23 protein-coding genes, 1 pseudogene and 1 other annotated feature are annotated in these 22,007 nt (G+C 53.7%); of the genes and pseudogenes, 19 read left to right on the top strand and 5 right to left on the bottom strand.

Annotated elements, in window-relative coordinates:
- Nucleotides 1–302 precede the first annotated feature (302 nt).
- The 3 genes from P159_RS0101310 (at nucleotide 303) to P159_RS0101300 (ending at nucleotide 1,834) form a co-directional block, all read left to right on the top strand.
- A complete protein-coding gene (locus P159_RS0101310; RefSeq protein WP_051650033.1) occupies nucleotides 303–1,172 on the top strand; it encodes an Rpn family recombination-promoting nuclease/putative transposase in 870 nt (289 codons plus the stop codon).
- A 60-nt stretch (nucleotides 1,173–1,232) separates the two neighbouring features.
- On the top strand, nucleotides 1,233–1,433 hold the full coding sequence (locus P159_RS0101305) for a hypothetical protein (RefSeq protein WP_185753572.1): 201 nt from the start codon (nucleotides 1,233–1,235) through the stop codon (nucleotides 1,431–1,433).
- Between the two features lie 86 nt (nucleotides 1,434–1,519).
- Nucleotides 1,520–1,834, top strand: coding sequence for a DUF2922 domain-containing protein (locus P159_RS0101300; RefSeq protein WP_029540678.1), 315 nt, complete (start codon nucleotides 1,520–1,522; stop codon nucleotides 1,832–1,834).
- Here the strand turns inward: P159_RS0101300 and P159_RS0101295 are convergent.
- Together P159_RS0101295 and P159_RS20435 are read right to left on the bottom strand one after the other, a co-directional pair.
- Entirely contained in the window at nucleotides 1,824–2,630 is an 807-nt protein-coding gene (locus P159_RS0101295; protein ID WP_185753571.1) for a hypothetical protein, read from the bottom strand. The genes P159_RS0101300 and P159_RS0101295 overlap by 11 nt on opposite strands.
- Nucleotides 2,631–2,909: 279 nt before the next feature.
- On the bottom strand, nucleotides 2,910–3,053 hold the full coding sequence (locus P159_RS20435; RefSeq protein ID WP_185753570.1) for a hypothetical protein: 144 nt from the start codon (nucleotides 3,051–3,053) through the stop codon (nucleotides 2,910–2,912).
- Between the two features lie 228 nt (nucleotides 3,054–3,281).
- Between P159_RS20435 and P159_RS0101285 the strand changes: the two genes are divergently transcribed.
- The 13 genes and pseudogenes from P159_RS0101285 (at nucleotide 3,282) to P159_RS0101225 (ending at nucleotide 18,198) form a co-directional block, all read left to right on the top strand.
- Nucleotides 3,282–3,806: a transcription repressor NadR gene (locus P159_RS0101285; protein ID WP_029540676.1), complete on the top strand. Its 525-nt coding sequence runs from the start codon at nucleotides 3,282–3,284 to the stop codon at nucleotides 3,804–3,806.
- Nucleotides 3,807–3,869: 63 nt separating this feature from the next.
- Nucleotides 3,870–4,082 (top strand) — a binding site (T-box leader).
- A gap of 55 nt (nucleotides 4,083–4,137) precedes the next feature.
- Complete coding sequence (locus tag P159_RS0101280) at nucleotides 4,138–6,813, top strand: valine--tRNA ligase (protein ID WP_029540673.1); 2,676 nt, start codon at nucleotides 4,138–4,140, stop codon at nucleotides 6,811–6,813.
- A 100-nt stretch (nucleotides 6,814–6,913) separates the two neighbouring features.
- On the top strand, nucleotides 6,914–8,248 hold the full coding sequence (locus tag P159_RS0101275; RefSeq protein WP_029540671.1) for a folylpolyglutamate synthase/dihydrofolate synthase family protein: 1,335 nt from the start codon (nucleotides 6,914–6,916) through the stop codon (nucleotides 8,246–8,248).
- Nucleotides 8,241–9,617, top strand: a pseudogene (locus P159_RS0101270) (O-antigen ligase family protein); the annotation flags it as partial. The gene P159_RS0101275 and the pseudogene P159_RS0101270, both read left to right, overlap by 8 nt.
- A 325-nt stretch (nucleotides 9,618–9,942) precedes the next feature.
- Nucleotides 9,943–10,596: a redox-sensing transcriptional repressor Rex gene (locus P159_RS0101265; RefSeq protein WP_029540668.1), complete on the top strand. Its 654-nt coding sequence runs from the start codon at nucleotides 9,943–9,945 to the stop codon at nucleotides 10,594–10,596.
- 172 nt (nucleotides 10,597–10,768) lie between these two features.
- Nucleotides 10,769–12,268: an acetyl-CoA hydrolase/transferase family protein gene (locus tag P159_RS0101260; RefSeq protein ID WP_029540666.1), complete on the top strand. Its 1,500-nt coding sequence runs from the start codon at nucleotides 10,769–10,771 to the stop codon at nucleotides 12,266–12,268.
- 84 nt (nucleotides 12,269–12,352) lie between these two features.
- Nucleotides 12,353–13,999, top strand: coding sequence for a methylmalonyl-CoA mutase family protein (locus P159_RS0101255; protein WP_029540665.1), 1,647 nt, complete (start codon nucleotides 12,353–12,355; stop codon nucleotides 13,997–13,999).
- A 29-nt stretch (nucleotides 14,000–14,028) separates the two neighbouring features.
- Nucleotides 14,029–14,424 (top strand): cobalamin B12-binding domain-containing protein, encoded by a 396-nt coding sequence (locus tag P159_RS0101250; protein ID WP_029540664.1) that lies wholly within the window; start codon nucleotides 14,029–14,031, stop codon nucleotides 14,422–14,424.
- 148 nt (nucleotides 14,425–14,572) lie between these two features.
- Complete coding sequence (meaB, locus tag P159_RS0101245; RefSeq protein ID WP_029540662.1) at nucleotides 14,573–15,505, top strand: methylmalonyl Co-A mutase-associated GTPase MeaB; 933 nt, start codon at nucleotides 14,573–14,575, stop codon at nucleotides 15,503–15,505.
- Nucleotides 15,506–15,535: 30 nt separating this feature from the next.
- Entirely contained in the window at nucleotides 15,536–15,949 is a 414-nt protein-coding gene (mce, locus tag P159_RS0101240; protein WP_029540661.1) for a methylmalonyl-CoA epimerase, read from the top strand.
- Nucleotides 15,950–16,065: 116 nt separating this feature from the next.
- Nucleotides 16,066–17,595: a carboxyl transferase domain-containing protein gene (locus P159_RS0101235; protein ID WP_029540660.1), complete on the top strand. Its 1,530-nt coding sequence runs from the start codon at nucleotides 16,066–16,068 to the stop codon at nucleotides 17,593–17,595.
- 48 nt (nucleotides 17,596–17,643) lie between these two features.
- Nucleotides 17,644–17,784, top strand: coding sequence for a hypothetical protein (locus P159_RS20430; protein ID WP_029540659.1), 141 nt, complete (start codon nucleotides 17,644–17,646; stop codon nucleotides 17,782–17,784).
- Nucleotides 17,785–17,808: 24 nt separating this feature from the next.
- Nucleotides 17,809–18,198 (top strand): biotin/lipoyl-containing protein, encoded by a 390-nt coding sequence (locus P159_RS0101225; protein WP_029540658.1) that lies wholly within the window; start codon nucleotides 17,809–17,811, stop codon nucleotides 18,196–18,198.
- Nucleotides 18,199–18,271: 73 nt separating this feature from the next.
- Here the strand turns inward: P159_RS0101225 and P159_RS0101220 are convergent, their stop codons facing one another.
- Nucleotides 18,272–18,655 (bottom strand): hypothetical protein, encoded by a 384-nt coding sequence (locus tag P159_RS0101220; protein WP_029540656.1) that lies wholly within the window; start codon nucleotides 18,653–18,655, stop codon nucleotides 18,272–18,274.
- 237 nt (nucleotides 18,656–18,892) lie between these two features.
- On the opposite strand from P159_RS0101220, the gene P159_RS0101215 reads away from it, so the two are divergent.
- The 3 genes from P159_RS0101215 (at nucleotide 18,893) to P159_RS0101205 (ending at nucleotide 20,258) form a co-directional block, all read left to right on the top strand.
- Nucleotides 18,893–19,654, top strand: coding sequence for a DeoR/GlpR family DNA-binding transcription regulator (locus P159_RS0101215; protein ID WP_029540655.1), 762 nt, complete (start codon nucleotides 18,893–18,895; stop codon nucleotides 19,652–19,654).
- A gap of 85 nt (nucleotides 19,655–19,739) precedes the next feature.
- Nucleotides 19,740–20,006 (top strand): DUF4160 domain-containing protein, encoded by a 267-nt coding sequence (locus tag P159_RS0101210; protein WP_029540654.1) that lies wholly within the window; start codon nucleotides 19,740–19,742, stop codon nucleotides 20,004–20,006.
- A 15-nt stretch (nucleotides 20,007–20,021) separates the two neighbouring features.
- On the top strand, nucleotides 20,022–20,258 hold the full coding sequence (locus P159_RS0101205) for a DUF2442 domain-containing protein (RefSeq protein WP_029540653.1): 237 nt from the start codon (nucleotides 20,022–20,024) through the stop codon (nucleotides 20,256–20,258).
- A 233-nt stretch (nucleotides 20,259–20,491) separates the two neighbouring features.
- Here P159_RS0101205 and P159_RS18200 read toward each other — a convergent pair whose 3' ends face one another.
- Both P159_RS18200 and P159_RS18995 read right to left on the bottom strand, forming a co-directional pair.
- Entirely contained in the window at nucleotides 20,492–21,673 is a 1,182-nt protein-coding gene (locus P159_RS18200; RefSeq protein WP_051650032.1) for a transposase, read from the bottom strand.
- Nucleotides 21,639–21,878, bottom strand: coding sequence for a hypothetical protein (locus P159_RS18995; RefSeq protein ID WP_051650031.1), 240 nt, complete (start codon nucleotides 21,876–21,878; stop codon nucleotides 21,639–21,641). The genes P159_RS18200 and P159_RS18995 overlap by 35 nt, the downstream gene beginning before the upstream one ends.
- Nucleotides 21,879–22,007: the final 129 nt, after the last annotated feature.

Genomic DNA, 22,007 nt, shown 5'->3' with positions numbered 1-22,007 from the left:
AAATATTTTTCATTTAGGTATTGAAAATGATTATCATCTATGCTATATTATCTATAGGCTTTCGTTTAAGCTCTCCTAAATACAATACACAGCCAAAAGGCGGCCGTACTGCTCATGCGGCCGTTTTTTGGTGTTTCGGGACGTAGGTGGAAGGGGACTTTTGAGGGGAAGTCAGTCACAAAGTCAGTCAAAGGACAGGGGCGGTAAATAACGAGGTCGAGCAAACGGCCTTTTTGGTGAGGTAATATTGCCTTTTAGGTGTCGAAGTCATAAAATATAGACAAGGAACAGGAGGAATGACCATGGCAGCTTTTCGCATCAATCGCACAAATGATGCAGTATTCAAGGCAATTTTCGCCAAGTACCCCAATATCACCCTGGCCCTTATCAACGCTTTCCTTGAGTTCCAGGGTACGGAGCAGCTGGTGGACATTGAGTTCATCGACCGGGAAATTGATTCTGACGAGTACGACGGCAAGGAATCCCGGCTGGACATTCTGGGGATTACCGCCAGTGGCGTGAAGGTCAATATCGAGATGCAGGTCAACTCCCTTGCTGCTATGGGCGAGCGCTCCCTGTTCTACTGGGCAAGGAATTATGCCGATCTGGAGCGTGGCGAGGAATATGACCAGCTGAAGCGCACCATTGCCATCAACATTCTGGGTTTCAATCTTTTCAATGAAAAGCAGTACCCGGATATACACAGTTGTTTCGGCATTTACGACATCAAGACAAAATGCCAGCTGACGGACAAGCTGGAGATACACTTTCTTGAACTGCCGAAGTTCAGGAGCAAGAGCGTAAAAGACATGAACCGCATGGAAAAATGGGCGGCCTATTTCTCCCCAAGCACCACCGATGAGGAACTGGAAGAAATCGCCGCCGGTGAAGAAGCCATTCGGGAAGCGATGGAGGTGGAGGACGTGTTCACCAAAGATGAAGTGGCAAAGAGGTCTTATGAGAAGGCCGAGAAATTCCGCCGCGACCAAGCTGCTCAGTTGGAATATGCCGAAAAGAAGGGCAGAGATAAGGAAAGGGCCGAAGGATTAGCCAAGGCTGTTGCCATGCTCAAACGGCTGAAACTCACCAAAGACGCTGCAATACAGGAGCTTATGGAAAGTTATTCCCTGCCAGATAAGGAAGCAACAGCTCTGGTAAACAGTAATTGGTGACTTCAACATTGCGGAGGAACTGGCATGTTTACTCAAGAAGAAATAGACAGGTGGAGGCGCTTGAAGCAGGAAAAGTTTGAGCATGATCAAAATGCTATGATGAGCTATGCCATAAAGAAAAGCTATCGTGAAGGACAGATGCTGGAGCGCCTCTCTAACATAAAAAGTGTAATGAACAACCTGCACTTTTCAGCAGAAAAGGCCATGGAGGCATTGGGGATACCAGCTGTGGACTTTCAAAAGTATCGTGGGCAGCTCTAAAATCCCCCTTGCAATCATAATGTTAACCTGCTAGGACAAACTCAACAATAAAACGTTGCTGCTTGGAATGACAGCAATCACTTACCATGACGTTCAAGCTGGAAGCAGGCGGCACCAAAACCTACGCCCTGCAGGACCCCGTAGATGGCCTGACTGAGGACGCGGTCAGGACCGTCATGCAGAAGATTATCAACAAGAAGGCCGTGGCCTCCGGCGAGGAACACGCCACGGAAATCCTTGGCCAGACGGCGGCCGTACTGCTCATGCGGCCGTTTTTTGGTGTGTGGGGCTGTAGGTGGCAGGGGGCTTTTGGGGGAAGTAAGTCACAAAGTAAGTCACAGCCAAAAGAGCTGCCGCGCATCATGTGCGTAGCAGCTCCACTTGCTCTGTTTACCGTCTGAACTCTATATCTGTGTAGTTGGGTTCCTCTGGTGACTGCCAGAACAGCACGCCCTCACGCATGGTAAAGGTGCTGCTTCCGTTCTGATAGATGATCTTATTCTTGCATGTGCCAGTCTCATCGCACACATAGTCAATGCGCTTGCCCCTGCCGTTGCAGAAAAGCTGGGCGCTGTAACTGTCATAGGTGCAGGGGAAGATCCAGCGCGAGCCCTCGGCAGCGCTGCTGGCCCACTGTATTTCTGCCAGGTAGCCGTTTCCCTCAGGCGTGATGGTCATACTGCACCTGCCGCAAGCCCATATTCCTGAATAGTCCTCCGGGTGCACTCCTGTGCCTGTATCGTGGCAGCTATTTTCCTGCCGGACAAAGTGCATGGCACCATCATGCCCGGAATACAAGTCAGTTTGCACCGGATATTCGCCATCTCTTTCGGCCCCCATCCACAGGGTGCCATCTTCTTCATAAAAATTGTACCAGCAGGATTTCGAGCCATCGGGGTGTTCATCCATGGACACCTTCACTGTCCCATGGCTTACGCCGCCGCCCCGATAGGCCAGCTCATAGGTGCCATCGGCATTTATGATAAGGGTGCGGGCATCAAGCACTCCTTCTTCCTGCCATTTGCCATAAATGCCCTGCAGGAAAGCCGAGTCGAGGCTTTGGGAATTGACCTCCTGCACAGAAGCGGGGACAGAAGGCGCATTCGCACCAGCTTCAGCCAGATTCCCGCCTAGCAGGCAGGTTGTGCTCAAGGCCAGGGCCAGGAGGAATTTTTTGCCTGAAAATGTCTTTTTCATCTTCTGCATTCCTTTCCCTCAGCCGGCAGCTTTTTCCCAATGGGTGTTAGTGCGGAAGCGAGAGTGACATTTTCCGTGATATTCAGGGATATCCGGATGCTGCACGTAGCAGGTGTATGCTATGTATTCGCCAGCAGGAACGTAAATATCGTTCACATAATGGCGAATGCCATAATCCGACCACATCTCCTGTCCGTTGTCGGCAATGAGCGTGAGGTCAATTTCTGTCCATTTGACGTAAGCTCCCTGGTCCCCGGAGTTCTCAAAGTAACCGACAATCTACGCCTCTCCCGCGGTGTGCAGATAGACATGTTCGATGGTGAATTTGATCTGTGGTTTTGCTTCTGCTCCTTGGGGAAGTGCGATGGCCCAGATCAGTGCCAGCGCCATCACAGCCAGGAGCCTTAAAGTGAGTGACTTCATAGAAAATACCTCCTTCTAAAATGTCACAATACTCACACAATATCTTTTCTATATATCTGCCTGAAATCCTGCTAAAGCTAAAAAAATATTTGGGGGAAATCTGGAATCATGCAGTGAGATGAGCGACAGGCTGACCTATCCAATACGGGCAGGTGAGCTTAGGGCTTGCCTGCCTGTTTGTATGTGTATATAATTTATGTAAATAACAGATTAGGCAGGGGATGGAATGTGACTACAGAGGAACGCAGGGCGGCGGTTTTGGCGCGGTTGAAGAAGGCCAAGTCTCCTCTTTCCGGCACGAAGCTGGCGCGGGAATTTGGGGTTAGCCGCCAGATTATCGTGGGGGATATCAGCATCCTCCGGGCAGAGGGGGCGAAAATCTACGCCACGCCCAGAGGGTATTTTGTACCCGAAAGTGAAGGGACAGAGGGGCTTCTGGTCAGCTTTATCTGCCGCCACAGCAGGGACGAGATGGAGCAGGAACTGCTGGCCTTCGTGGATAACGGGGGCGAGGTGCTGGATGTGATTGTGGAGCATCCTGTCTATGGTCCCTTGAAGGCAGACTTGCTCCTTACCAGCAGGCGCGATGTGAAGAACTTCCTCACGAAGATGCAGAAGTGTGAGGCGGCTCCTATTTCCATAGTCACCGGAGGAATCCATGTGCACACGGTGAGAGTGCCGGACGAAGAGGCGCTGGAGGCCATCAAGGAAGAGCTGGAAAAGCTGGGAGTTTTGGAGGAGACAGGCGTTTAAGGTCCTAAAAATCATTGTCAAGGCGGGGATTTTGTGATAGAATCAATGCCATGTCAAATGAATAGCAAGGCGATGACGGAGAGGAGTAGGGCTCTCTTCGCACTATAGAGAGGAAACGGCTGGTGGAAGTTTCTGTGCGGCGGGCTTGAAGGTCGCTTCCGAGCTTCCGGGCTGAACTTTGAGTAAGTGCGGACGTATGGCTGCGTTAAGGCTTTGAGCCGGGGATTCCCCGGGAACATTGGTGGTACCACGAAAGTGCGCGCTTTCGTCCTTTGGGGCGGGGGCGCTTTTTTAGTTTGTGGCGGATAGTTCCGCGAGTAGGAGGATAAAGATGAGCGAAGTTTTGGAGCAGGAAAACAACATTCCCAAGGTTTATGACCCCCAGTCCTTTGAGAAGAAATGGTATCAGTTCTGGGAGGAGAATAAGTTCTTCCACGCTGAGGTGGACAAGAGCAAGAAGCCTTACAGCATGGTGATCCCGCCCCCGAATGTCACGGGCCAGCTGCACATGGGCCATGCCCTGGACAACACCCTGCAGGATATCCTTATCCGCTACCACCGCATGCAGGGCTTCAACACCGTTTGGATGCCCGGCTGCGACCATGCAGGCATTGCCACCCAGGCCAAGGTGGAGGGGGCTCTCCGGGAGGAGGGCCTGAGCCGTTATGACCTGGGCCGCGAGAAGTTTCTGGAGCGGGTCTGGGACTGGAAGGAAAAGTTTGGCAGCCGCATCATGTCCCAGCTGCGCTCCCTGGGTTCCTCCCTTGACTGGGACCGTGAGCGCTTCACCATGGACGAGGGCTGCTCCAGGGCTGTGCGTGAGGTCTTTGTAAGCCTTTACGAGAAGGGCCTTATCTATCAGGGTACCCGCATCACCAACTGGTGCCCCTCCTGCAACACCGCCATTTCCGATATCGAGGTGGAGCATGAGACGGAGAATGGCCACCTCTGGCACCTGCGCTATCAGGTAGAGGGCACGGAGGAATATGTGGAGATTGCCACCACCCGTCCCGAGACCATGTTCGGCGATACCGGCGTGGCTGTGCATCCCGAGGATGAGCGTTACAAGCACCTGATTGGCAAGACCTTGATCCTGCCCATCGTGAACCGCCGCATCCCCCTCTTTGCCGATGAATACGTGGACAAGGAGTTCGGCACCGGCGCCGTGAAGGTGACCCCTGCCCATGACCCCAACGACTTTGAGATGGGCCTGCGCCACAACCTGGAGCAGGTGAAGGTCATCGGCAATGACGGCCACATGCTGGAAGGTGCCGGCAAGTACAACGGTATGGACCGCTATGAGTGCCGCAAGGCTCTGGTGAAGGAGCTGGAGGAAAAGGGCGTGCTGGTTTCCGTGGAGGAGCATGAGCATGCAGTAGGCCATTGCTCCCGCTGCCATTCCACCATAGAGCCCCTGGTTTCCAAGCAGTGGTTCGTGAAGATGGAGTCTCTGGCCAAGCCGGCAATCGAGGCTGTACGTGACGGCCGCATCGAGTTCGTGCCTGCCCGCTTCACGAAAATCTATGAGAACTGGCTGGAGAATATCCGTGATTGGTGCATTTCCCGCCAGCTTTGGTGGGGCCACCGCATTCCCGCCTGGTACTGTGCAGACTGCGGCAAGACCCATGTTTCCCGCACTGACCTTACGGAGTGTCCCCACTGCCACAGCAAGAATATCACCCAGGATGAGGATGTGCTGGACACCTGGTTCAGCTCCGGCCTCTGGCCCTTTGAGACCTTTGGCTGGCCGGAAGAAACCGAGGACTTGAAGCATTTCTATCCCACGGCAACCCTTGTCACGGGCTATGACATCATCTTCTTCTGGGTGGCACGCATGATCATGATGGGTCTGGAGTTCGGCAAGGACATTCCCTTCCGCCATGTGTTCATCCACGGTCTGGTGCGTGACAGCCAGGGCCGCAAGATGAGCAAGTCCCTGGGCAATGGCATCGACCCCATGGAAGTCATCAGCGAGTACGGTGCAGATTCCCTGCGCTTCATGCTGATCACCGGCAACACGCCGGGCAATGATATGCGCTTCTACGATGAGCGTGTGGAATCTGCCCGCAACTTTGCCAACAAGCTTTGGAACGCTTCCCGCTATATGCTCATGAACCTGGAGGGCTTTGACAAGAGCTTCGAGCCTGCTGCAGAGGACTATACCCTGGCTGACCGATGGATTCTCTCCCGCTATGCCCGTACGGTCCGCGATGTGACGGAGAACCTGGACAAGTTTGAGCTGGGCGAGGCTGGCCGCATGATTTACGAGTTCATCTGGAACGAGTTCTGCGACTGGTATATCGAGCTCACCAAGGCCCGCCTCTACGACAAGGAAAATGTCCGTGCCCGCAATACTGCCCTCTATGTGCTGAGCCATGTGCTGGAAGGCACCCTGCGCCTGCTGCATCCCTTTATGCCCTTCATCACCGAGGAAATCTGGCAGAAGGTGCCCCATAGCGATGAAATCAGGAGCATCATGGTGGCCCAGTGGCCTGTGGGTGATGAAGCCCAGATCAATGGCGACATTGAAGCTCAGATGACGGCCATCATGGAGACCATCAAGACCGTCCGCAATATGCGTGCCGAAGTTGGCGCAGCTCCCAGCAAGAAGAGCGAGCTGATTCTTTTCGTGGGTGATGATTCCCTGCGTTCCGTCTTCATGGATAACCAGGCTTATCTTGAGAAGCTGGCCTCCTCCGAGCCTGTCACCATCCTGTCTGCCGGAGCTGAAAAGCCCGAGAACGCCATGGCAGGTGTGGTAAGCGGCGTGGAAATCTACCTTCCCCTCAAGGGCCTCATCGATGTGGAGAAGGAAACTGCCCGCCTGAAGAAAGAAGAGGAGAAGCTCCAGAAGGAAATCAAGCGCCTTACAGGGAAACTCTCCAACGAAGGGTTCCTGGCCAAGGCACCCGAGCAGGTGGTGGCTGCCGAGCGTGAGAAGCTGGCTGGCTACGAGGAGAAGCTGAAAGCGGTGGAGAGCCGCATCGCTGACCTGGCCAAGCTGTAATAGGTAAATAAATGCTTTAGAATCACCCAGCAAGTCTGGGTGATTTGGGCATTTGGAGATTTTTCATGAGAAAAGAGAGAATTGAGATAGGAGCAGAAAGATGAACTATCAGGAAGCTCTGGATTATCTGGAGGGGCTGAATGTCTTCGGCGTGAGGCTGGGACTTTCCCGCATCAAGCGCCTGCTGGAACTGTTGGACCTGCCCCAGGAGCGCTATCGCACCATCCATGTGACGGGGACCAATGGCAAGGGCTCCGTTTCTGCCATGCTGGAGAGCATCATCAGGCGCTCGGGGCTTCATGTGGGTCTTTATACTTCGCCGCATCTTGCCTCCTATACGGAGCGCATGCAGGTGAATGGTCAGCCCATCAGCCAGCAAGAATTTGCTGACTGTCTTTCTACCATCAGGGCCTATGTGGAGCAGATGATGGCAGAGGGGGAGGAGTGCCCCACCCAGTTTGAGGTGCTGACAGCGCTGGCTTTCTTCTATTTTGCCATGAAGCAGGTGGACTATGCCGTCATCGAAGTGGGCTTGGGAGGACTTCTGGATTCTACCAATGTGATCGTGCCTGAGGTATCCGTCATCACCAATGTAGCCCTGGAGCATGCTGATCGCTGCGGCGGCACCCTGGAAGGGGTGGCGGAGCACAAGGCGGGCATCATCAAGGCCGGCGTGCCTGTGGTGACCGCAGCAACGGGCATCCCGCTTGAAATCATCCGCCAGACAGCTGAGGAGAAGAATGCGGATATCTTCGTGGCTGGGGAGGATTTCAAAGCTGTAGCTGTGGAAGCTGACCTGGAACGCCATACCCAGGGCTTCAGCTTCACTTCAGCTCTTCTGGGCATTGCCGAGGAACCCTTTGACGTAAGGCTCCTGGGCCCCCATCAGGTGCAGAACGCATCTTTGGCCGTGATGACGGCGGAACTCCTGCACAATGTGGAGCCCAAGGTGGATATTGATGCCATCCGTGAGGGCTTGAAGCTGGTTTCCTGGGGGGCAAGATTCGAGCAGGTGAACTGCGAGGGCAGGGAAGTCATAGTCGATGGCGCCCATAATCCTGCAGGCATAAAGGCTCTGAGGGAAAGCCTGGATATGTACTATCCCGAAAAAGAGCGGGTGTTCCTGCTGGGCATACTCCATGACAAAGATATAGAGCACATGCTGGAAACACTGCTGCGGCCCAACGATACAGTGGTAGTGACCCCGCCTCAGTCGGACAGGGCTGAGGCTGCAGCAGAACTTGCCAGACAGGTGTCTGGCAGAGTGAGCCATGTGGAGGCTTACGAGGATAACGAAGAGGCATTGGCAAGGTCCCTGGAACTTGCAGGGGATGAACGTCTGATGGTGCTCTGTGGTTCCCTTTACCTGGTGGGGAGCCTCAGGCAAAGCCTGCTGGCCCGCAAGGGCAGAGAGCGGGGTGAGGCGCATGGATGAGCATAAGGATATGAAGGAACTGAGGAAAGAGGCAGCCAGAGCCCGCTATGCCGCTTACCTCAAGAGCTGGACGGAAAATGCCCTATATGCCGAGGCATTCCTGTTGGCCCTGTGGCCTCTGGGGGCTACTATCGCCCTGTTGGCGGGAGTGGTGCTGGTGCTGGTGCGGTTTCGCATGGAGAAGGATTTCTGTTTCCGTCATCTGCCCCTGGATGTGCCGGTGGTGCTCTTTGCCCTGCTGGGGGCAGCTTCCGTCATCATGTCCCCGGATAAGGGCTTCAGTTTCTATAACTATTACAATCTGGTAGGTGTGTACCTGCTGACCTACTTCCTGGCGGGGCAGGTGGTGAGGGACGCCCGGCAGGTGCGCCTGCTGCTGGCGGTCATAGGCACTGCTGCCTGTGCGGTTATCCTCTATGGCTTCTACCAGTTCCTTTTCGGCATCGACACCGCCGCCATGAAATGGGTGGACGGGGAGGCCTTCCCGGAGCTGAAGAAGAGGGTTTTCTCCACCTGGGAGAACCCCAATATCCTGGCCGGGTATCTTGATATCATGGCCTGCCTGGCTATGGGGCAGCTTGTCACCTGCGGCAATCGCGACAGGCGCATAGTCATCGGCGTCTTCATGCTGGCGGCAGTGGCCTGCCTGGCCATGACTTATGCCCGTGGCGCCTGCCTGGTGCTGGCGGTGATACTGGCCGGCTACGGCGTGCTGAAGGACTGGCGGGTGCTGCTGGCCTGCGTGGGGGTGGCGGGGGCATTGCTGCTCCTTGACCCGGTGCTTTACGAGCGCATGCTGTCCGTCTTTACCAAGGTGGACACTTCCACGGAAATGCGCCTGGCCTTCTGGGAGAGCACCTGGGCTATGATACAGGACCATCCCTTCCTGGGCATTGGCTGGGGAGCTTTCTATCTGGTATACCCTGAGTATGATTTCTACATGCAGGGGGCTCCCATCCTGATTGTCCATGCCCACAATATGTATCTGAACTATGCGGCGGAAATTGGCCTGCCGGGAGCTCTGGCGTTCTTCTGGTTCTTCTTCGGCAGCATCTATCTTGCCTTCAGGGCGAGATTCCCCATGCCCAAGCCCCATCTGGTCATAACCCCCTTCACCTTGAAGGACGAGGGCCCTGACAAGGAACTGGCTGATATCACCGCTACGATTGAGGCTTCCATGCCCCAGCCTGCCCGGCACTTCTGGCATGAGATCTTTGATGTGGAGGAATGGAGGCTGCTGTCCGGCCTTTCTTTGGGCTTGGGGCTGGCCTTCATTTCCATCGCCTTGAACGGCCTCACTGACCATCTGCTTTTCAATATCCCGTCCTCTATGTTTTTCTGGCTGCTGGCAGCTTTGGCTGCGGCTGTGAGCCTTATGCAGGAGGAGCCTGAAAAGGTGGAAGAGGCAAAAGAAGAGGCCGGGGAAGAAAAACCTCAAGTGATTTATGAGGTCAGGTTAGACGACGCAGAGGAGAAAGCACAGGAAGCGGAGGCTCCTGCCGAAGAGCCTGAAACAGAAGAGATTAAACAAGAAGAAATTAAAAAAGAAGAATCTGAAAAGGAAGATACTGAAGAGAAAGAGACTGAAGGGGAAAAGTCCGAAGAGGAAGAACTTGAAGCAAAGCTGGAGGAAAAACTGGCTCTCTTTGAGAAGATGAAGAAGCCTGAGGACAGAAAGGAAGGCGAGGACAGTCATGAAGAAGGAAAAGACTAAGGTGCCGGGCATCTCCCGGGCCACCATCGACAGGCTGCCCCTGTACTTCCGCACCCTGCGGCTGGTGCAGGACGAGGGTCTGGACATCATCTCCTCAGATGAGCTGGGCAAACGCCTGGGCATCACTCCGGAGCAGATCAGGAAGGACCTTGCTTCCTTCGGCCAGTTCGGCAAGAAGGGCGTAGGCTACTATGTCAATGAGCTCAAGCGCAATGTGGGCCACATCCTGGGCCTTGACCATCATCTGAACATCGCGGTGGTAGGCATAGGGCATCTGGGGGTGGCTCTGGCCAACTATCAGAACTTCGTGGCCCTGGGCTTCAATCTGGTGGCCCTCTTCGACCAGGATCCCCATGTCATCGGTACAGTGGTGAACCATGTGAAGGTGGAAGACAGCAAGAATCTCAGGCAGATCGTCCGGGAAAGGAATATCCAGATTGGCATCATCGCCGTGCCTGCGGCCTTCGCCCAGGGAGTGGCGGATGAGCTGGTGGAGGCGGGGATCCAGGGCATCTGGAACTTTGCTCCCATCAAGATGCATGTGCCTGAAAGCGTGCCTCTGGTCAATGAGGATCTGTCCATTGGTCTCAGCAGTTTGTCCTACTATCTTACACGCTCAAAGTTATCAACGTGAAGAATGTCACAAAATCCATAAACGCCGTCAAGTCAAGGCTTGACGGCGTTTTTTTTTCGTGCTATCCTAAGTCATGGAGCATAATTTGTATTGGGTGGTATGATAATCTATAATTATGATTCATCATATTTATAACTTGATGTTATAGCCACCGATAAGGGGAGGATTTTCAATGATTGATATTCTCGATCGTGTACGCAACAAGGCCCTGCAGGAGAAGATCGTCACGGCTGAAGAGGCCGCCGCTTTCTTCAAGCCGGGCATGAATGTGGCATGCAGCGGCTTCACTGCTTCGGCTTATCCCAAGGCAGTGCCCATGGCCCTGGCAGAGCGCATGAAGAAAGAACCGTTCACTGTGAACATCTGGACTGGCGCTTCTACCGGCCCGGAACTGGACGATGTGCTGGCTCAGGTACACGGCATCAAAAAGCGTCTGCCCTATCAGACGGACACTATGCTGAGGAAGGAAATCAATGATGGCTCGGTGGATTACCTCGACCTTCATCTTTCTGAAAGCGCCCAGCTGAGCCGTTGCGGCTACTTGGGCAAAGTAGATGTGGCTTTGGTGGAGGCCTGCGCCATCACCGAAGAGGGCAATCTCATCCCCACCACCTCCCTGGGCAACGCTGCTTCCTATGTGCAGAGCGCTGACAAGGTCATCGTGGAAATCAACACCACCCAGCCTCTGGAGCTGGAGGGCATGCACGATGTGTATGTGCCCCTTGACCCGCCCAATCGTCTGCCAATTCCCATTGTTAAGGCAGATGACAGGGTAGGCACCAACTACATCCCCTGCACCCCGGACAAGATTCTCTACATTGTCCCCTGCGACATTGCTGACCACACTCGTCCGCTTTCTCCCATTGACGAGAATTCCAAGAAGATGAGTGCTTTCACCCTGGACTTCCTCAAGAAGGAGATTGCTGCAGGCCGCATGCCTGAGAACCTGCTGCCCCTCCAGAGCGGCGTGGGCAACGTGGCTAATGCCGTTATCGCAGGTTTCGTGGATTCTGACCTGAAGGATCTGACGGTTTACACCGAGGTCATCCAGGACGGCATGCTGGACCTCATCGATGCAGGCAAACTGAACTTTGCTTCCGGCACGGCCTTCTCTCCGTCTCCGGAGGGCATGGCCCGTTTCTATAAGGATGTGGCCAAGTACAAGAAGTATCTGCTGCTGCGTCCTGAGGAGATTTCCAACTCTCCCGAGGTTGTGCATCGCCTGGGAGTCATTGCCATGAACACCGCCATCGAGGTGGATATCTACGGCAATGTGAACTCCACCCACATCACCGGTACCAAGATGATGAACGGCATCGGCGGCAGCGGCGACTTCGCCCGCAACGCTTACCTCACCATCTTCTACACCCCGTCTGTGGCAAAGGATGGCAAGATTTCTTCTGTGGTGCCCATGTGCTCCCATATCGACCATACGGAGCATGATGTGGACATCATCATCACCGAGCAGGGCATTGCAGACCTGCGCGGCAAGGCTCCCCGCGAGAGGGCTTTGGAAATCATCAACAATTGTGCACATCCGGATTATCGCCCGATTCTCCTTGACTACTACAACAGGGCCACGGAGAAGTGCCACCATGCACATACGCCCCATATCCTTGAGGAAGCTCTTTCTTTCCATGAGAAGTTCCTTGAGACGGGCTGCATGAAATAACGAGGATACCCCGTAACTTAAAATAGAGGCTGGCATTCAAAGCAGCCAAATCCACTGAATGAAACTTAATAGGGAGGATTCACTATGAGCAACGAAAAGATCCAGGAAGAGCTCGCCAAGTACAAAGCGAGTGTCGAGAAGGCCATTGCCCGTTTCCCTGAGCGTGACCACCTGCCGGAGCAGCGCCTCTACACTCCCCTTGACATCAAGGGGGATGACTATGCAGAGGAAATCAGCTTCCCCGGCGTCTATCCCTACACCCGCGGCGTGCAGCCCACTATGTATCGCGGCCGTTTCTGGACCATGCGCATGTATGCAGGCTTCTCCACTGCTGAGGAGTCCAACAAGCGCTATCGCTATCTGATCGAGTCCGGTGCTACGGGCCTGTCCTGCGCCTTTGACCTGCCCACCCAGATCGGTTATGACTCCGATGATCCGATTTCCGAGGGTGAGGTCGGCAAGGTCGGCGTGGCTATCGACTCCCTGGCAGATATGGAAGTGCTCTTTGACCAGATTGACCTGGGCAAGGTTTCCACCTCCATGACCATCAATGCTCCTGCCTCCGTGCTGCTGGCTATGTATATCGCCGTGGCTGAGAAGCAGGGTGTTGCTCCGGATCAGCTCAAGGGTACCATCCAGAATGATATCCTGAAGGAGTATGCAGCCCGCGGCACTTACATCTTCCCGCCGCGTCCTTCCATGCGCCTGATTACCAACATCTTTGAGTATTGCTCTCAGAATGTGCCGAAGTGGAACACCATCTCCATCTCCGGTTACCATATCCGCGAGGCAGGCTCAACTGCTTCCCAGGAAATCGCCTTCACCATTGCTGACGGTATCGCTTACGTCGAGGCTGCCATCAAGGCTGGCCTGGACGTAGATGCCTTCGCAGGCCGTCTCTCCTTCTTCTGGAACGCCCACAACAATGTGCTGGAGGAAGTCGCCAAGTTCCGCGCTTCCCGCCGCATCTGGGCCAAGATCATGAAGGAGCGTTTCCACGCTAAGAGCCCCAAGTCCATGATGCTCCGTTTCCATACCCAGACTGCAGGCTCCATGCTGACGGCTCAGCAGCCTAACAACAACATCATCCGCGTGGCCCTCCAGACGGCAGCAGCTGTTATGGGCGGCACCCAGTCCCTCCACACCAACTCCCGTGATGAGGCTCTGGCCCTGCCCACTGAGGAGTCCGTAATGATCGCCCTGCGCACCCAGCAGATTGTGGCTTATGAGAGCGGCCTGGCAGATGTCATCGACCCGCTGGCCGGTTCCTACTATGTAGAGGCCATGACTGACCGCATCGAGAAGGAAGCCATGGAGTACATCCAGAAGATTGACGACATGGGCGGTGCTGTGGCAGCTATCGAGAAGGGCTATATCCAGAAGGAAATCCAGGACAGCGCTTACAAGTGGCAGATGGACGTTGAGTCCGGTGCCCGCACCATCGTAGGCGTGAACAAGTTCCAGATTGAGGAAGAGCCTCCCAAGAACCTCCTGCGGGTAGATGCTTCCGTAGGCGAGAAGCAGGTCAAGAAGCTGCATGACATGAAGGCTAAGCGTGATAACGAGGCCGTCAAGAATGCTCTAGCTGACTTGAAGAAGGCTTGCCAGGACGAGAATGAGAACCTTATGCCTCATATCCTGGCCGCCGTCAAGACTTATGCAACTCTCGGCGAGATCTGCAACGTGATGCGCGAAGTCTTTGGCGAGTACGAAGCACATATCAGCCTGTAATGGTTCTGTAGGATACGGAGGTAACGAAGATGGAAAAGAAGATCAGAGTATTAGTTGCTAAACCGGGCCTTGATGGCCATGACCGCGGTGCAAAGGTCATTGCCCGCGCCCTGCGTGATGCTGGTTTCGAGGTCATCTATACGGGCCTCAGGCAGACCCCGGAGCAGATTGCTGAAGCAGCTCTGCAGGAGGACGTAAACGTGGTGGCCATGAGCATCCTTTCCGGTGCTCATCCGCACCTCTTCCCGAAGGTGGTGGAGCTGGTCCGTGAGAAGGGCCTCACTGATGCCCTCATCATCGGCGGCGGCGTTATCCCTGAGGGCGACATTCCCGCTCTCAAGGAAGCTGGCGTAGCAGAGGTCTTCACCCCGGGCACCAACACTGCCGATGTGGTGGAGTTCATCAAGAACAATGTGAAGCTGTAAGAAGCTAAGATAACATGCGAGGGATGACAGCAGCGGTTCTGCTGCCGTCATCCCTTTTGCAATGCTGGGGCGCTTGCGACTGGCATTATGCCAACGCTTCACTTGCGTTAGCATGCTTATTACTGATACAGCGAAGGAGGTGCATGATTTGGATATAGCCAAAGAACTTTTGGCGGGGAACCGCCTGGCACTTTCCAGAGCCATTACGGCTATAGAGAATGAATACGACGAAGCTACCGAAATCATGCGTGAGCTTTATCCCCATACGGGACATGCCTACGTTCTGGGCATCACCGGCCCTCCGGGAGCCGGCAAGAGCACCATGACGGAAAAGATTGCCAAGGCTTACCGTGACCAGGGCAAGACCGTGGGCATCATAGCTGTTGACCCCACCAGCCCCTTTACGGGGGGCGCCATCCTGGGGGACCGCATCCGCATGAATTCCCTGACCCTGGACGAAGGGGTCTTCATCCGCAGCATGGGCACCCGTGGCAGCCTGGGCGGCCTTTCCCATAAGACCGCTGATGCGGTGAAGGCCCTGGATGCCTTTGGCAAGGACATCATCATCGTGGAGACCGTGGGGGTGGGCCAGTCTGAGGTGGACATCGTGAAAGCGGCGGACACCACTGTGGTAGTCCTCATTCCCGGCATGGGTGATGACATCCAGGCCATCAAGGCAGGCATTTTGGAAATCGGCGACCTCTTCACCGTCAACAAATCCGATTTGGACGGGGCGGACAAATTGGTCAAGGAAATCAACATGATGCTTGACCTGGACAGCCTCATGACTGACTGGCGGCCTCCCATTTCCAAGGTGGTGGCAAGCCGCAATGAGGGCATTGACCTCTTGCTGGCAGATGTGGCAAAGCATCGGGCTTACATCGAAGGCAATGGCGAACTGAATCGCCGCCGGACCAAGCGGGCCAAAGACGAGCTGCTGGATATTTTGAGCGCTGGCATTGAGAAGCGCATCAAGGAGCACACGGAAGGCCGAATGGATGGCTTTGTGGAAAGCCTGAAGAAGAGGGAGACAGATCCCTACAGCCTTGTTTCAGATATCATGAGCGAGATGCTCAAGTGATATAGATGTATTTTAGTTAGGAGGATTACTATGTTTAAGATTCTTGGCGTAGATCATATTGGTGTTGCTGTTCCGAACCTGGCTGAGGCCGGCACTTTCTGGAGCGATATCCTGGGCCTGCCCCATACCAAGGACGAGACGGTGGAGGAACAGAAGGTCACCACTGGTTTCTTCCCCACTCCCAACGGTGCTGAGTTCGAGCTGCTGGAGGCTACCTCCGAGGACAGCCCCATTGCCAAGTACCTTGAGAAGAACGGCGGCCGCTGCGGCATCCAGCATGTGGCTATCCGCGTGGACAACCTTGAGCAGGCTCTGGCTGACCTCAAGGAGAAGGGCGTGCGCCTCATCGATGAGAAACCCCGCAAGGGCGCAGGCGGCGCTATGATCGCCTTCATCCATCCGAAATCCTCCGGCATTCTCTTGGAACTCTGCCAGCACGATTGATGCAGCCTATGGCTTCCTAAGCCACAGTTATTTGATACCTAGTCATAAATAAGCTTGCAATTTTGTGCCGGATAGTGCAAAATAAGAGAAGCGTGATATTCTCTAGGAGGGATATAATGGCTACAGTTCAAGAGAAAATTGATTTGATGAAAGCTAAGAAAGAGCACATCATGCAGGGCGGCGGCGCTGCCCGCATCGAGAAGCAGCATGCCAAGGGCAAGTACACTGCCCGGGAGCGCATTGAGAAGCTTTTCGACCCTGACTCTTTCGTAGAGCTTGATATGTTTATGAAGCATCGCTGCACCAACTTCGGCCAGGACAAGAAGGACCTGCCGGGTGAGGGCGTTGTTACCGGTTACGGCACGGTGGATGGGCGTCTGGTCTATGCCTTCGCTCAGGACTTCACCGTAGAGGGCGGCTCTCTTGGTGAGAAGCACGCCCATAAGATCTGGAAGGTCATGGACCTGGCCATGAAGATGGGGGCTCCCTGCATCGGCATCAACGATTCCGGCGGCGCCCGCATTCAGGAGGCTGTTGACGCTCTGTCCGGTTACGGCGGCATCTTCTTCCGCAACACCGCAGCTTCCGGCGTGATCCCCCAGATTTCCGTCATCATGGGACCCTGCGCAGGCGGTGCTGTATACAGCCCGGCTATCACGGACTTCATCTACATGGTGAAGAACACCAGCCAGATGTTCATCACCGGCCCGGCGGTCATCAAGTCCGTCACCGCAGAGGAAGTCACGGCAGAAGCCCTGGGCGGCGCCATGACCCACAACAGCCGCAGCGGTGTGGCTCACTTCGCCGCTGAGAACGAGGACGACTGCATCGAGCAGATCCGTTACCTCCTTTCCTTCCTCCCCAGCAACAACATGGAGGATGCTCCTATTGTTGATACTGGCGATGATCCGGACCGTCAGGACGAAGCTCTGAACAGCGTAGTGCCTGACAATCCGAATGCTCCTTACGATATGAAGGACGTCATCCGCGGCATTGTGGATAACGGCGAGTTCTACGAAGTGCATCAGCATTTCGCCACCAACATCATCACCTGCTTCGCCCGCTTTGATGGCCGCAGCGTAGGCATCATTGCCAACCAGCCCAATGTCATGGCTGGCTGCCTGGATGTGGATGCTTCCGACAAGGCAGCACGCTTCATCCGCTTCTGCGATGCCTTCAATCTCCCGCTGGTGAACCTGGTTGACGTGCCGGGCTTCCTGCCGGGCGTAGACCAGGAGTACAACGGCATCATCCGCCACGGCGCCAAGATGCTCTACGCTTACAGCGAGGCTACTGTGCCCAAGGTCACGGTCATCACCCGCAAGGCTTATGGCGGCTCCTACATCGCCATGTGCTGCCGCGAGCTGGGAGCTGACCAGGTCATGGCATGGCCTACTTCCGAGATTGCGGTCATGGGCCCTGCAGGCGCAGCCAACATCATCTTCCGCAAGGATCCGGACAAAGAAGCCAAGACCGCAGAGTATGTGGAGAACTTCGCTACTCCGTACGTGGCAGCAGAGCGCGGCTATGTAGACCAGGTCATCGAGCCTTCCGAGACTCGTCCCTATGTCATCACGGCCCTCAACGCTCTCGCCAGCAAGCGCGAGTCCGGCCCTGCCAAGAAGCACGGCAATATTCCTCTCTAAGATAACTGAGGAGAGGTCCTGTCCCGTTCATTCAGGGAGGTAAATACCATGAGTTCCAAAGAAATCAGCCCGGAAGTGGTGGCAGCTATTTCAGCCGCCGTGCAGATGATGGGCGGCGGCAAAGTCCGCGCTGTCCGCATCAAGCCCAGTAATGCCTGGATTATGTCTGCCCGCACTAACCGCAAGTAAAGAGATAAGTTTGGAGGAATAAGCATGAAAAAGTTCAATATTACCGTCAATGGCACCGCTTATGAGGTTGAGGTTGAGGAAGTAAAGAGCCAGGCTGCCGCTGCTCCCAAGGCTGCTGCACCGGCTCCTAAGGCAGCTCCTGCACCGGCTCCGGCTGCTCCCGCAGCTCCTGCTAAGGCTGCTGTGGCTGCAGGCGCTGGCGAGCACTCCATCGATGCTCCCATGCCCGGCAAGATCGTGAAGCTGGTTGCTTCCGAGGGTCAGGCTGTGAAGGCTGGCGACGTGCTCCTCATCCTTGAGGCCATGAAGATGCAGAACGAGATTGCAGCTGATGCTGACGGCGTGGTCAAGACCTTCAACGTCACCGCTGGCCAGAGCGTCAAGGTGCATGATTCCCTGGTTATCCTGGGCTAATTGTCATACAGACAAAAATTTATCCCTCACCTGCGGGTGAGGGATTTTTGCGTATATAAGGAAATAGTAATATTTATGCTGCATGGCGCAGGAGGGGCTGGAGTTTTCTCCAGGCATCCATATCCTCTGCCAGCTCGTCTTCGTCATAGAGCTGCAGCAGCATGGGGAGGCTGGCGCCGGTGTAGACGACAGCACGGTCTTTGAGGCCAAGCTGTTCAAGAAGAAGTACTGTCTCGATGCAGGCAGTAGAGTCGAAGGTGTCGGCGAGGACAAGATATGTTTCATTGGGATTCTGTTCCTCACAGGTCTTCAGATAAGCTGCCAATTTCTCTGCTGTTTCCATGTGGGCAGGATGCTTGAAGCAGAAGGCTTCGCAGGTGGGACGGCAGGTGTATTCTGCCAGGGCTTCTTTCAGGACAGCTGCAAGAGAACTGTTGGAAACAAGGATGGTTTTCATGGTAATCTTCCTTTCGGTATAACGATTGATTGTTTTCAGTTTCTGCATCCGGATGATGTCGTTTTCTTGACTGTATTGTAGCAAGGTCTATGTGCTGTTACAAGCTGAAAATACCAGTTTTTGTTACTTTTAAAGATAAAATGAGCAGTTTTGTTAATTTTTATAGGTTAAATATGTTAAAATAACAATAAAAAATAACAAAATCTGGCGTATATGTCAGAAGGGAGGCTGCCTTTCATGAAGGCGTCTGCAAGGCGGGAAGAAATACTCAAATATCTGGAAGCTAATCATACAGGCTACACGGCAGATCTGTGCCGGGAACTGAATGTATCTGCCATGACTATCCGGCGGGATTTTGAATTCATGGCCAGCCAGGGACTGGTGACCTTAATCCGCGGGGGAGCTGCCCTGAATCACGGCACGGCTGTCATCTACAGCCTGAAGTTCCGTCAGACACAGCTGCCCTTGGAAAAACAGCGCATAGCTGAAAGGTGTGCTGCCATGGTCAGTGAAGGCAATGCGGTTTTTATCGACTGCGGTTCCACGGCTGAGCGCATTGCCGAGGCATTGCGGGGCAAGAAGAACATCACCGTGCTGACCAATTCCCTGGATACAGCCCAGGTCCTGAGTACTGCCAAGGGAATCAGGCTCATCATGGTGCCCGGGGAGTTCAACGAGGATATTCGCGGCTTCAATGGCCTGTTGACCACGGATTTTATCCAGCGCTTCCGCATAGATTACCTTTTTCTGGGAGCCAACGGCATTGACGCCCAGCATGGCCTCACTGTGCCGGACTATGCAGATGCGGAGACCAAGCGGGTGCTTATCCGCCAGTCCCGCCATGTGATTGTGGCAGCAGACCATGCCAAGCTTGGCGGCGACTTCTTTGAGATTGTGGCCAGGCTCCCGGAGATTGAAGCCGTGGTCACCGACAGCGGCGCCGAGCCCAGCCTGGTGCAGGAGCTGAAAGAGGGAGGCACAGAGGTTATTCTGGTTTGAAATTATATAGAAAATTTCATTTTTTTGTGCTAAACTTTAGGCAAAGAGATATTTTTGTTCTTGCTCATAGGGAGATGGATAGATAATGCCTGCTTTGTCAATGTTTTTTGGAATAATTGTTAGAATGCAATGTGAACTTGGAGGGAAACATCACAAAGCGCATATACATGCTCTTTATGGTGATTTTGAGATTGTCATTGCTTTAGATGGAGAAATATTAGAGGGAGAGTTTCCTAAAAAACAATTGAAGATGTTGGAGGGATGGATGGCAATCCATGAAGACGAACTTGCAGCGAATTGGAGAATGCTTTCTGCCGGTGAGGGATACTTTAAAATTGATCCTTTAAGATAAAAAGGAGAGATAGATATGCTTCGACCAACAGCGATTTCTGTTACGCCAAGTGATGATTATATTATTTATGTTAAGTTTGATAATGGTGAAGAAAAAAAGTTTGATGTCAAGCCATACATCAAGGGTGATTGGTATGGTCAATTGAGAAATATTGCATATTTTAAAGCGGTAAAGACGGACGGTTATACTGTTATCTGGCCAGATGGGCAAGATATATGCCCGGATGAACTGTATTTGTATAGCTATGAGTAATATTATGTGAATTAGAAAACCTCGGCAATCTAAATGAGAATTGGCAATCATCGGTATTGAGGTGATGTGAAATGCCCTTATACAAGGTTGGAATACCGTAGCTTGAAAGTGTATGGAAAAATTGGCGCAGGATACCCAGCCCTGAAAAATTGAATTTTTTTCAGGGTTCATGCACTCTCACATTTGCGCTCATGCCAATCATCTATGTGAATGACGGACAGTATGGCGAATAATCAAATATACCACATCATGGATGAGCGATGGCGCCCTTCTTCCAGCAGTCCGTCAATCTTTATGCGTTTGTTGGCCCGTTCAGCAGATGTGCGCTTGTTGTAGGCTTGCTTCCATTGAGGCGAACCTTGTGGAGGGTCGCAGAAAAGCCGTGGGTCATCCTTGAGGTTTATATTTACAACATGTCCATAAGTGGATTTTGTGCAGCGATTGTCGCACAGGCAAAGCCTTTCTGCGTATTTTGTCTTCGGGCAAATATATTTGGCTCTGTGCCGCTTCTTGTCAGTGCCATTGGACTTCATGGGAAGTCCCAGAAGGCAGATTGGCACACCGTCATCTCCAACGGTATATCCCTTGTCCTCAGCAGATTTCGTACCGCGAGGGTTCAAGTCTATGAAGGGCGTTATGCCGCTTTTGCTGCACATCTTGTACACGGCGGCTGCATCGTGTGCAGAATCAAGGATCAAAGCGGAAATATTCCAGTCAGAGAAAAACGCCTTGATGCAGGCCAGTCCGTGCAGCATGGCAGGAAGGTCATGGCGGGAAGCACGCTCCAGGACAGGGAAGACAGGCAGTCCGGAGTTGGCATCTGTGAAGAGATAGAGGTTATAGCCGTAGTAGAAGAAATTTCTGGACGAATCCCAGCCCCAATTGGCATCGGGCTGGGAGAACCAGCGCTTGCGGCAGCACTTGTCGATGCCCTGCTTATGGCAGTCACAGGTCGAGTGGCTGCGCTCACGGTTTGAGACCACAACGGGAGTGCTGTCACCAGCCAGAACCAACTTCTTGGTATTCAGAAGACCTTTGTGCACTGAGCCGGCCAAGAAGATACGGCTGAAGATTTTACCGATGATGGAAAGATTGCTCTTGAGGATGCCTCCGGCACCATGCCCATCGAAATATTTGATGATGGTGGCAGCATGATCTTTGTCGAAGGACGGAGACTTTTCACCATTGCCTTTACCTTTAGGCGATTTCTTCCTGCGATAGCGCAGGTGAGGCAAGAAATTGTTGCAGCCTGGCCATAAGCGGTGGAAGAAGTCATAAAAAGAGGCGAAGGACGGTGTATGGTCGGGGGAAAAGCCTGAAAGTATGGCCAGAGACTCATCGGACCGCAGACGCTCGGCCCAGTCAACAAGGGAAGTAGACTTAAGGCAGATGGAAAGCAAGTAGGAACGCAGCATCGAGGAAGGGATTCATGCAGGACGACCTTCCTCTGAGTAGAAAGGGGCGCATGATTTCGTCAATCGGTGAAAGATCAAGAGCCAGGAGCCTGGCTGCCAGCTTGCGCTTCTTCTTGTCGAAGCGCTTGAGGTGGCTGTTGTGAATGCGTTGGGAGAGGAGCTGCTTATAAGCAGCGTGGGAGCCGTCTTTAGGCAATCTCAGCATGATGTTCACCTTCTTTCCAAGTACTATTGTACATTTGAAACATCAAACTGAGATGGGGGGCTACTCATTCGCAACAGCTTTTGCTACAAATGGTGGGGGCACATTGAATAATGTGCCAAGTCTCGAGGC

Source organism: Selenomonas sp. AB3002 (genome assembly GCF_000702545.1).
Lineage (GTDB): Bacteria > Bacillota > Negativicutes > Selenomonadales > Selenomonadaceae > Selenomonas_B > Selenomonas_B ruminantium_A.
Note: the sequence above shows the minus strand (reverse complement) of the source record. Positions and strands in the feature narration are given on the sequence as shown.

Coding starts and splice junctions, on each gene's coding strand:
- P159_RS0101310 (WP_051650033.1), top strand. CDS start 303: ATGGCAGCTTTTCGCATCAATCGCACAAATGATGCAGTATTCAAGGCA.
- P159_RS0101300 (WP_029540678.1), top strand. CDS start 1,520: ATGACGTTCAAGCTGGAAGCAGGCGGCACCAAAACCTACGCCCTGCAG.
- P159_RS0101295 (WP_185753571.1), bottom strand. CDS start 2,630: ATGAAAAAGACATTTTCAGGCAAAAAATTCCTCCTGGCCCTGGCCTTG.
- P159_RS20435 (WP_185753570.1), bottom strand. CDS start 3,053: ATGAAGTCACTCACTTTAAGGCTCCTGGCTGTGATGGCGCTGGCACTG.
- P159_RS0101280 (WP_029540673.1), top strand. CDS start 4,138: ATGAGCGAAGTTTTGGAGCAGGAAAACAACATTCCCAAGGTTTATGAC.
- P159_RS0101275 (WP_029540671.1), top strand. CDS start 6,914: ATGAACTATCAGGAAGCTCTGGATTATCTGGAGGGGCTGAATGTCTTC.
- P159_RS0101265 (WP_029540668.1), top strand. CDS start 9,943: ATGAAGAAGGAAAAGACTAAGGTGCCGGGCATCTCCCGGGCCACCATC.
- P159_RS0101260 (WP_029540666.1), top strand. CDS start 10,769: ATGATTGATATTCTCGATCGTGTACGCAACAAGGCCCTGCAGGAGAAG.
- P159_RS0101255 (WP_029540665.1), top strand. CDS start 12,353: ATGAGCAACGAAAAGATCCAGGAAGAGCTCGCCAAGTACAAAGCGAGT.
- P159_RS0101250 (WP_029540664.1), top strand. CDS start 14,029: ATGGAAAAGAAGATCAGAGTATTAGTTGCTAAACCGGGCCTTGATGGC.
- mce (WP_029540661.1), top strand. CDS start 15,536: ATGTTTAAGATTCTTGGCGTAGATCATATTGGTGTTGCTGTTCCGAAC.
- P159_RS0101235 (WP_029540660.1), top strand. CDS start 16,066: ATGGCTACAGTTCAAGAGAAAATTGATTTGATGAAAGCTAAGAAAGAG.
- P159_RS20430 (WP_029540659.1), top strand. CDS start 17,644: ATGAGTTCCAAAGAAATCAGCCCGGAAGTGGTGGCAGCTATTTCAGCC.
- P159_RS0101225 (WP_029540658.1), top strand. CDS start 17,809: ATGAAAAAGTTCAATATTACCGTCAATGGCACCGCTTATGAGGTTGAG.
- P159_RS0101220 (WP_029540656.1), bottom strand. CDS start 18,655: ATGAAAACCATCCTTGTTTCCAACAGTTCTCTTGCAGCTGTCCTGAAA.
- P159_RS0101215 (WP_029540655.1), top strand. CDS start 18,893: ATGAAGGCGTCTGCAAGGCGGGAAGAAATACTCAAATATCTGGAAGCT.
- P159_RS0101210 (WP_029540654.1), top strand. CDS start 19,740: ATGCCTGCTTTGTCAATGTTTTTTGGAATAATTGTTAGAATGCAATGT.
- P159_RS0101205 (WP_029540653.1), top strand. CDS start 20,022: ATGCTTCGACCAACAGCGATTTCTGTTACGCCAAGTGATGATTATATT.
- P159_RS18200 (WP_051650032.1), bottom strand. CDS start 21,673: ATGCTGCGTTCCTACTTGCTTTCCATCTGCCTTAAGTCTACTTCCCTT.
- P159_RS18995 (WP_051650031.1), bottom strand. CDS start 21,878: ATGCTGAGATTGCCTAAAGACGGCTCCCACGCTGCTTATAAGCAGCTC.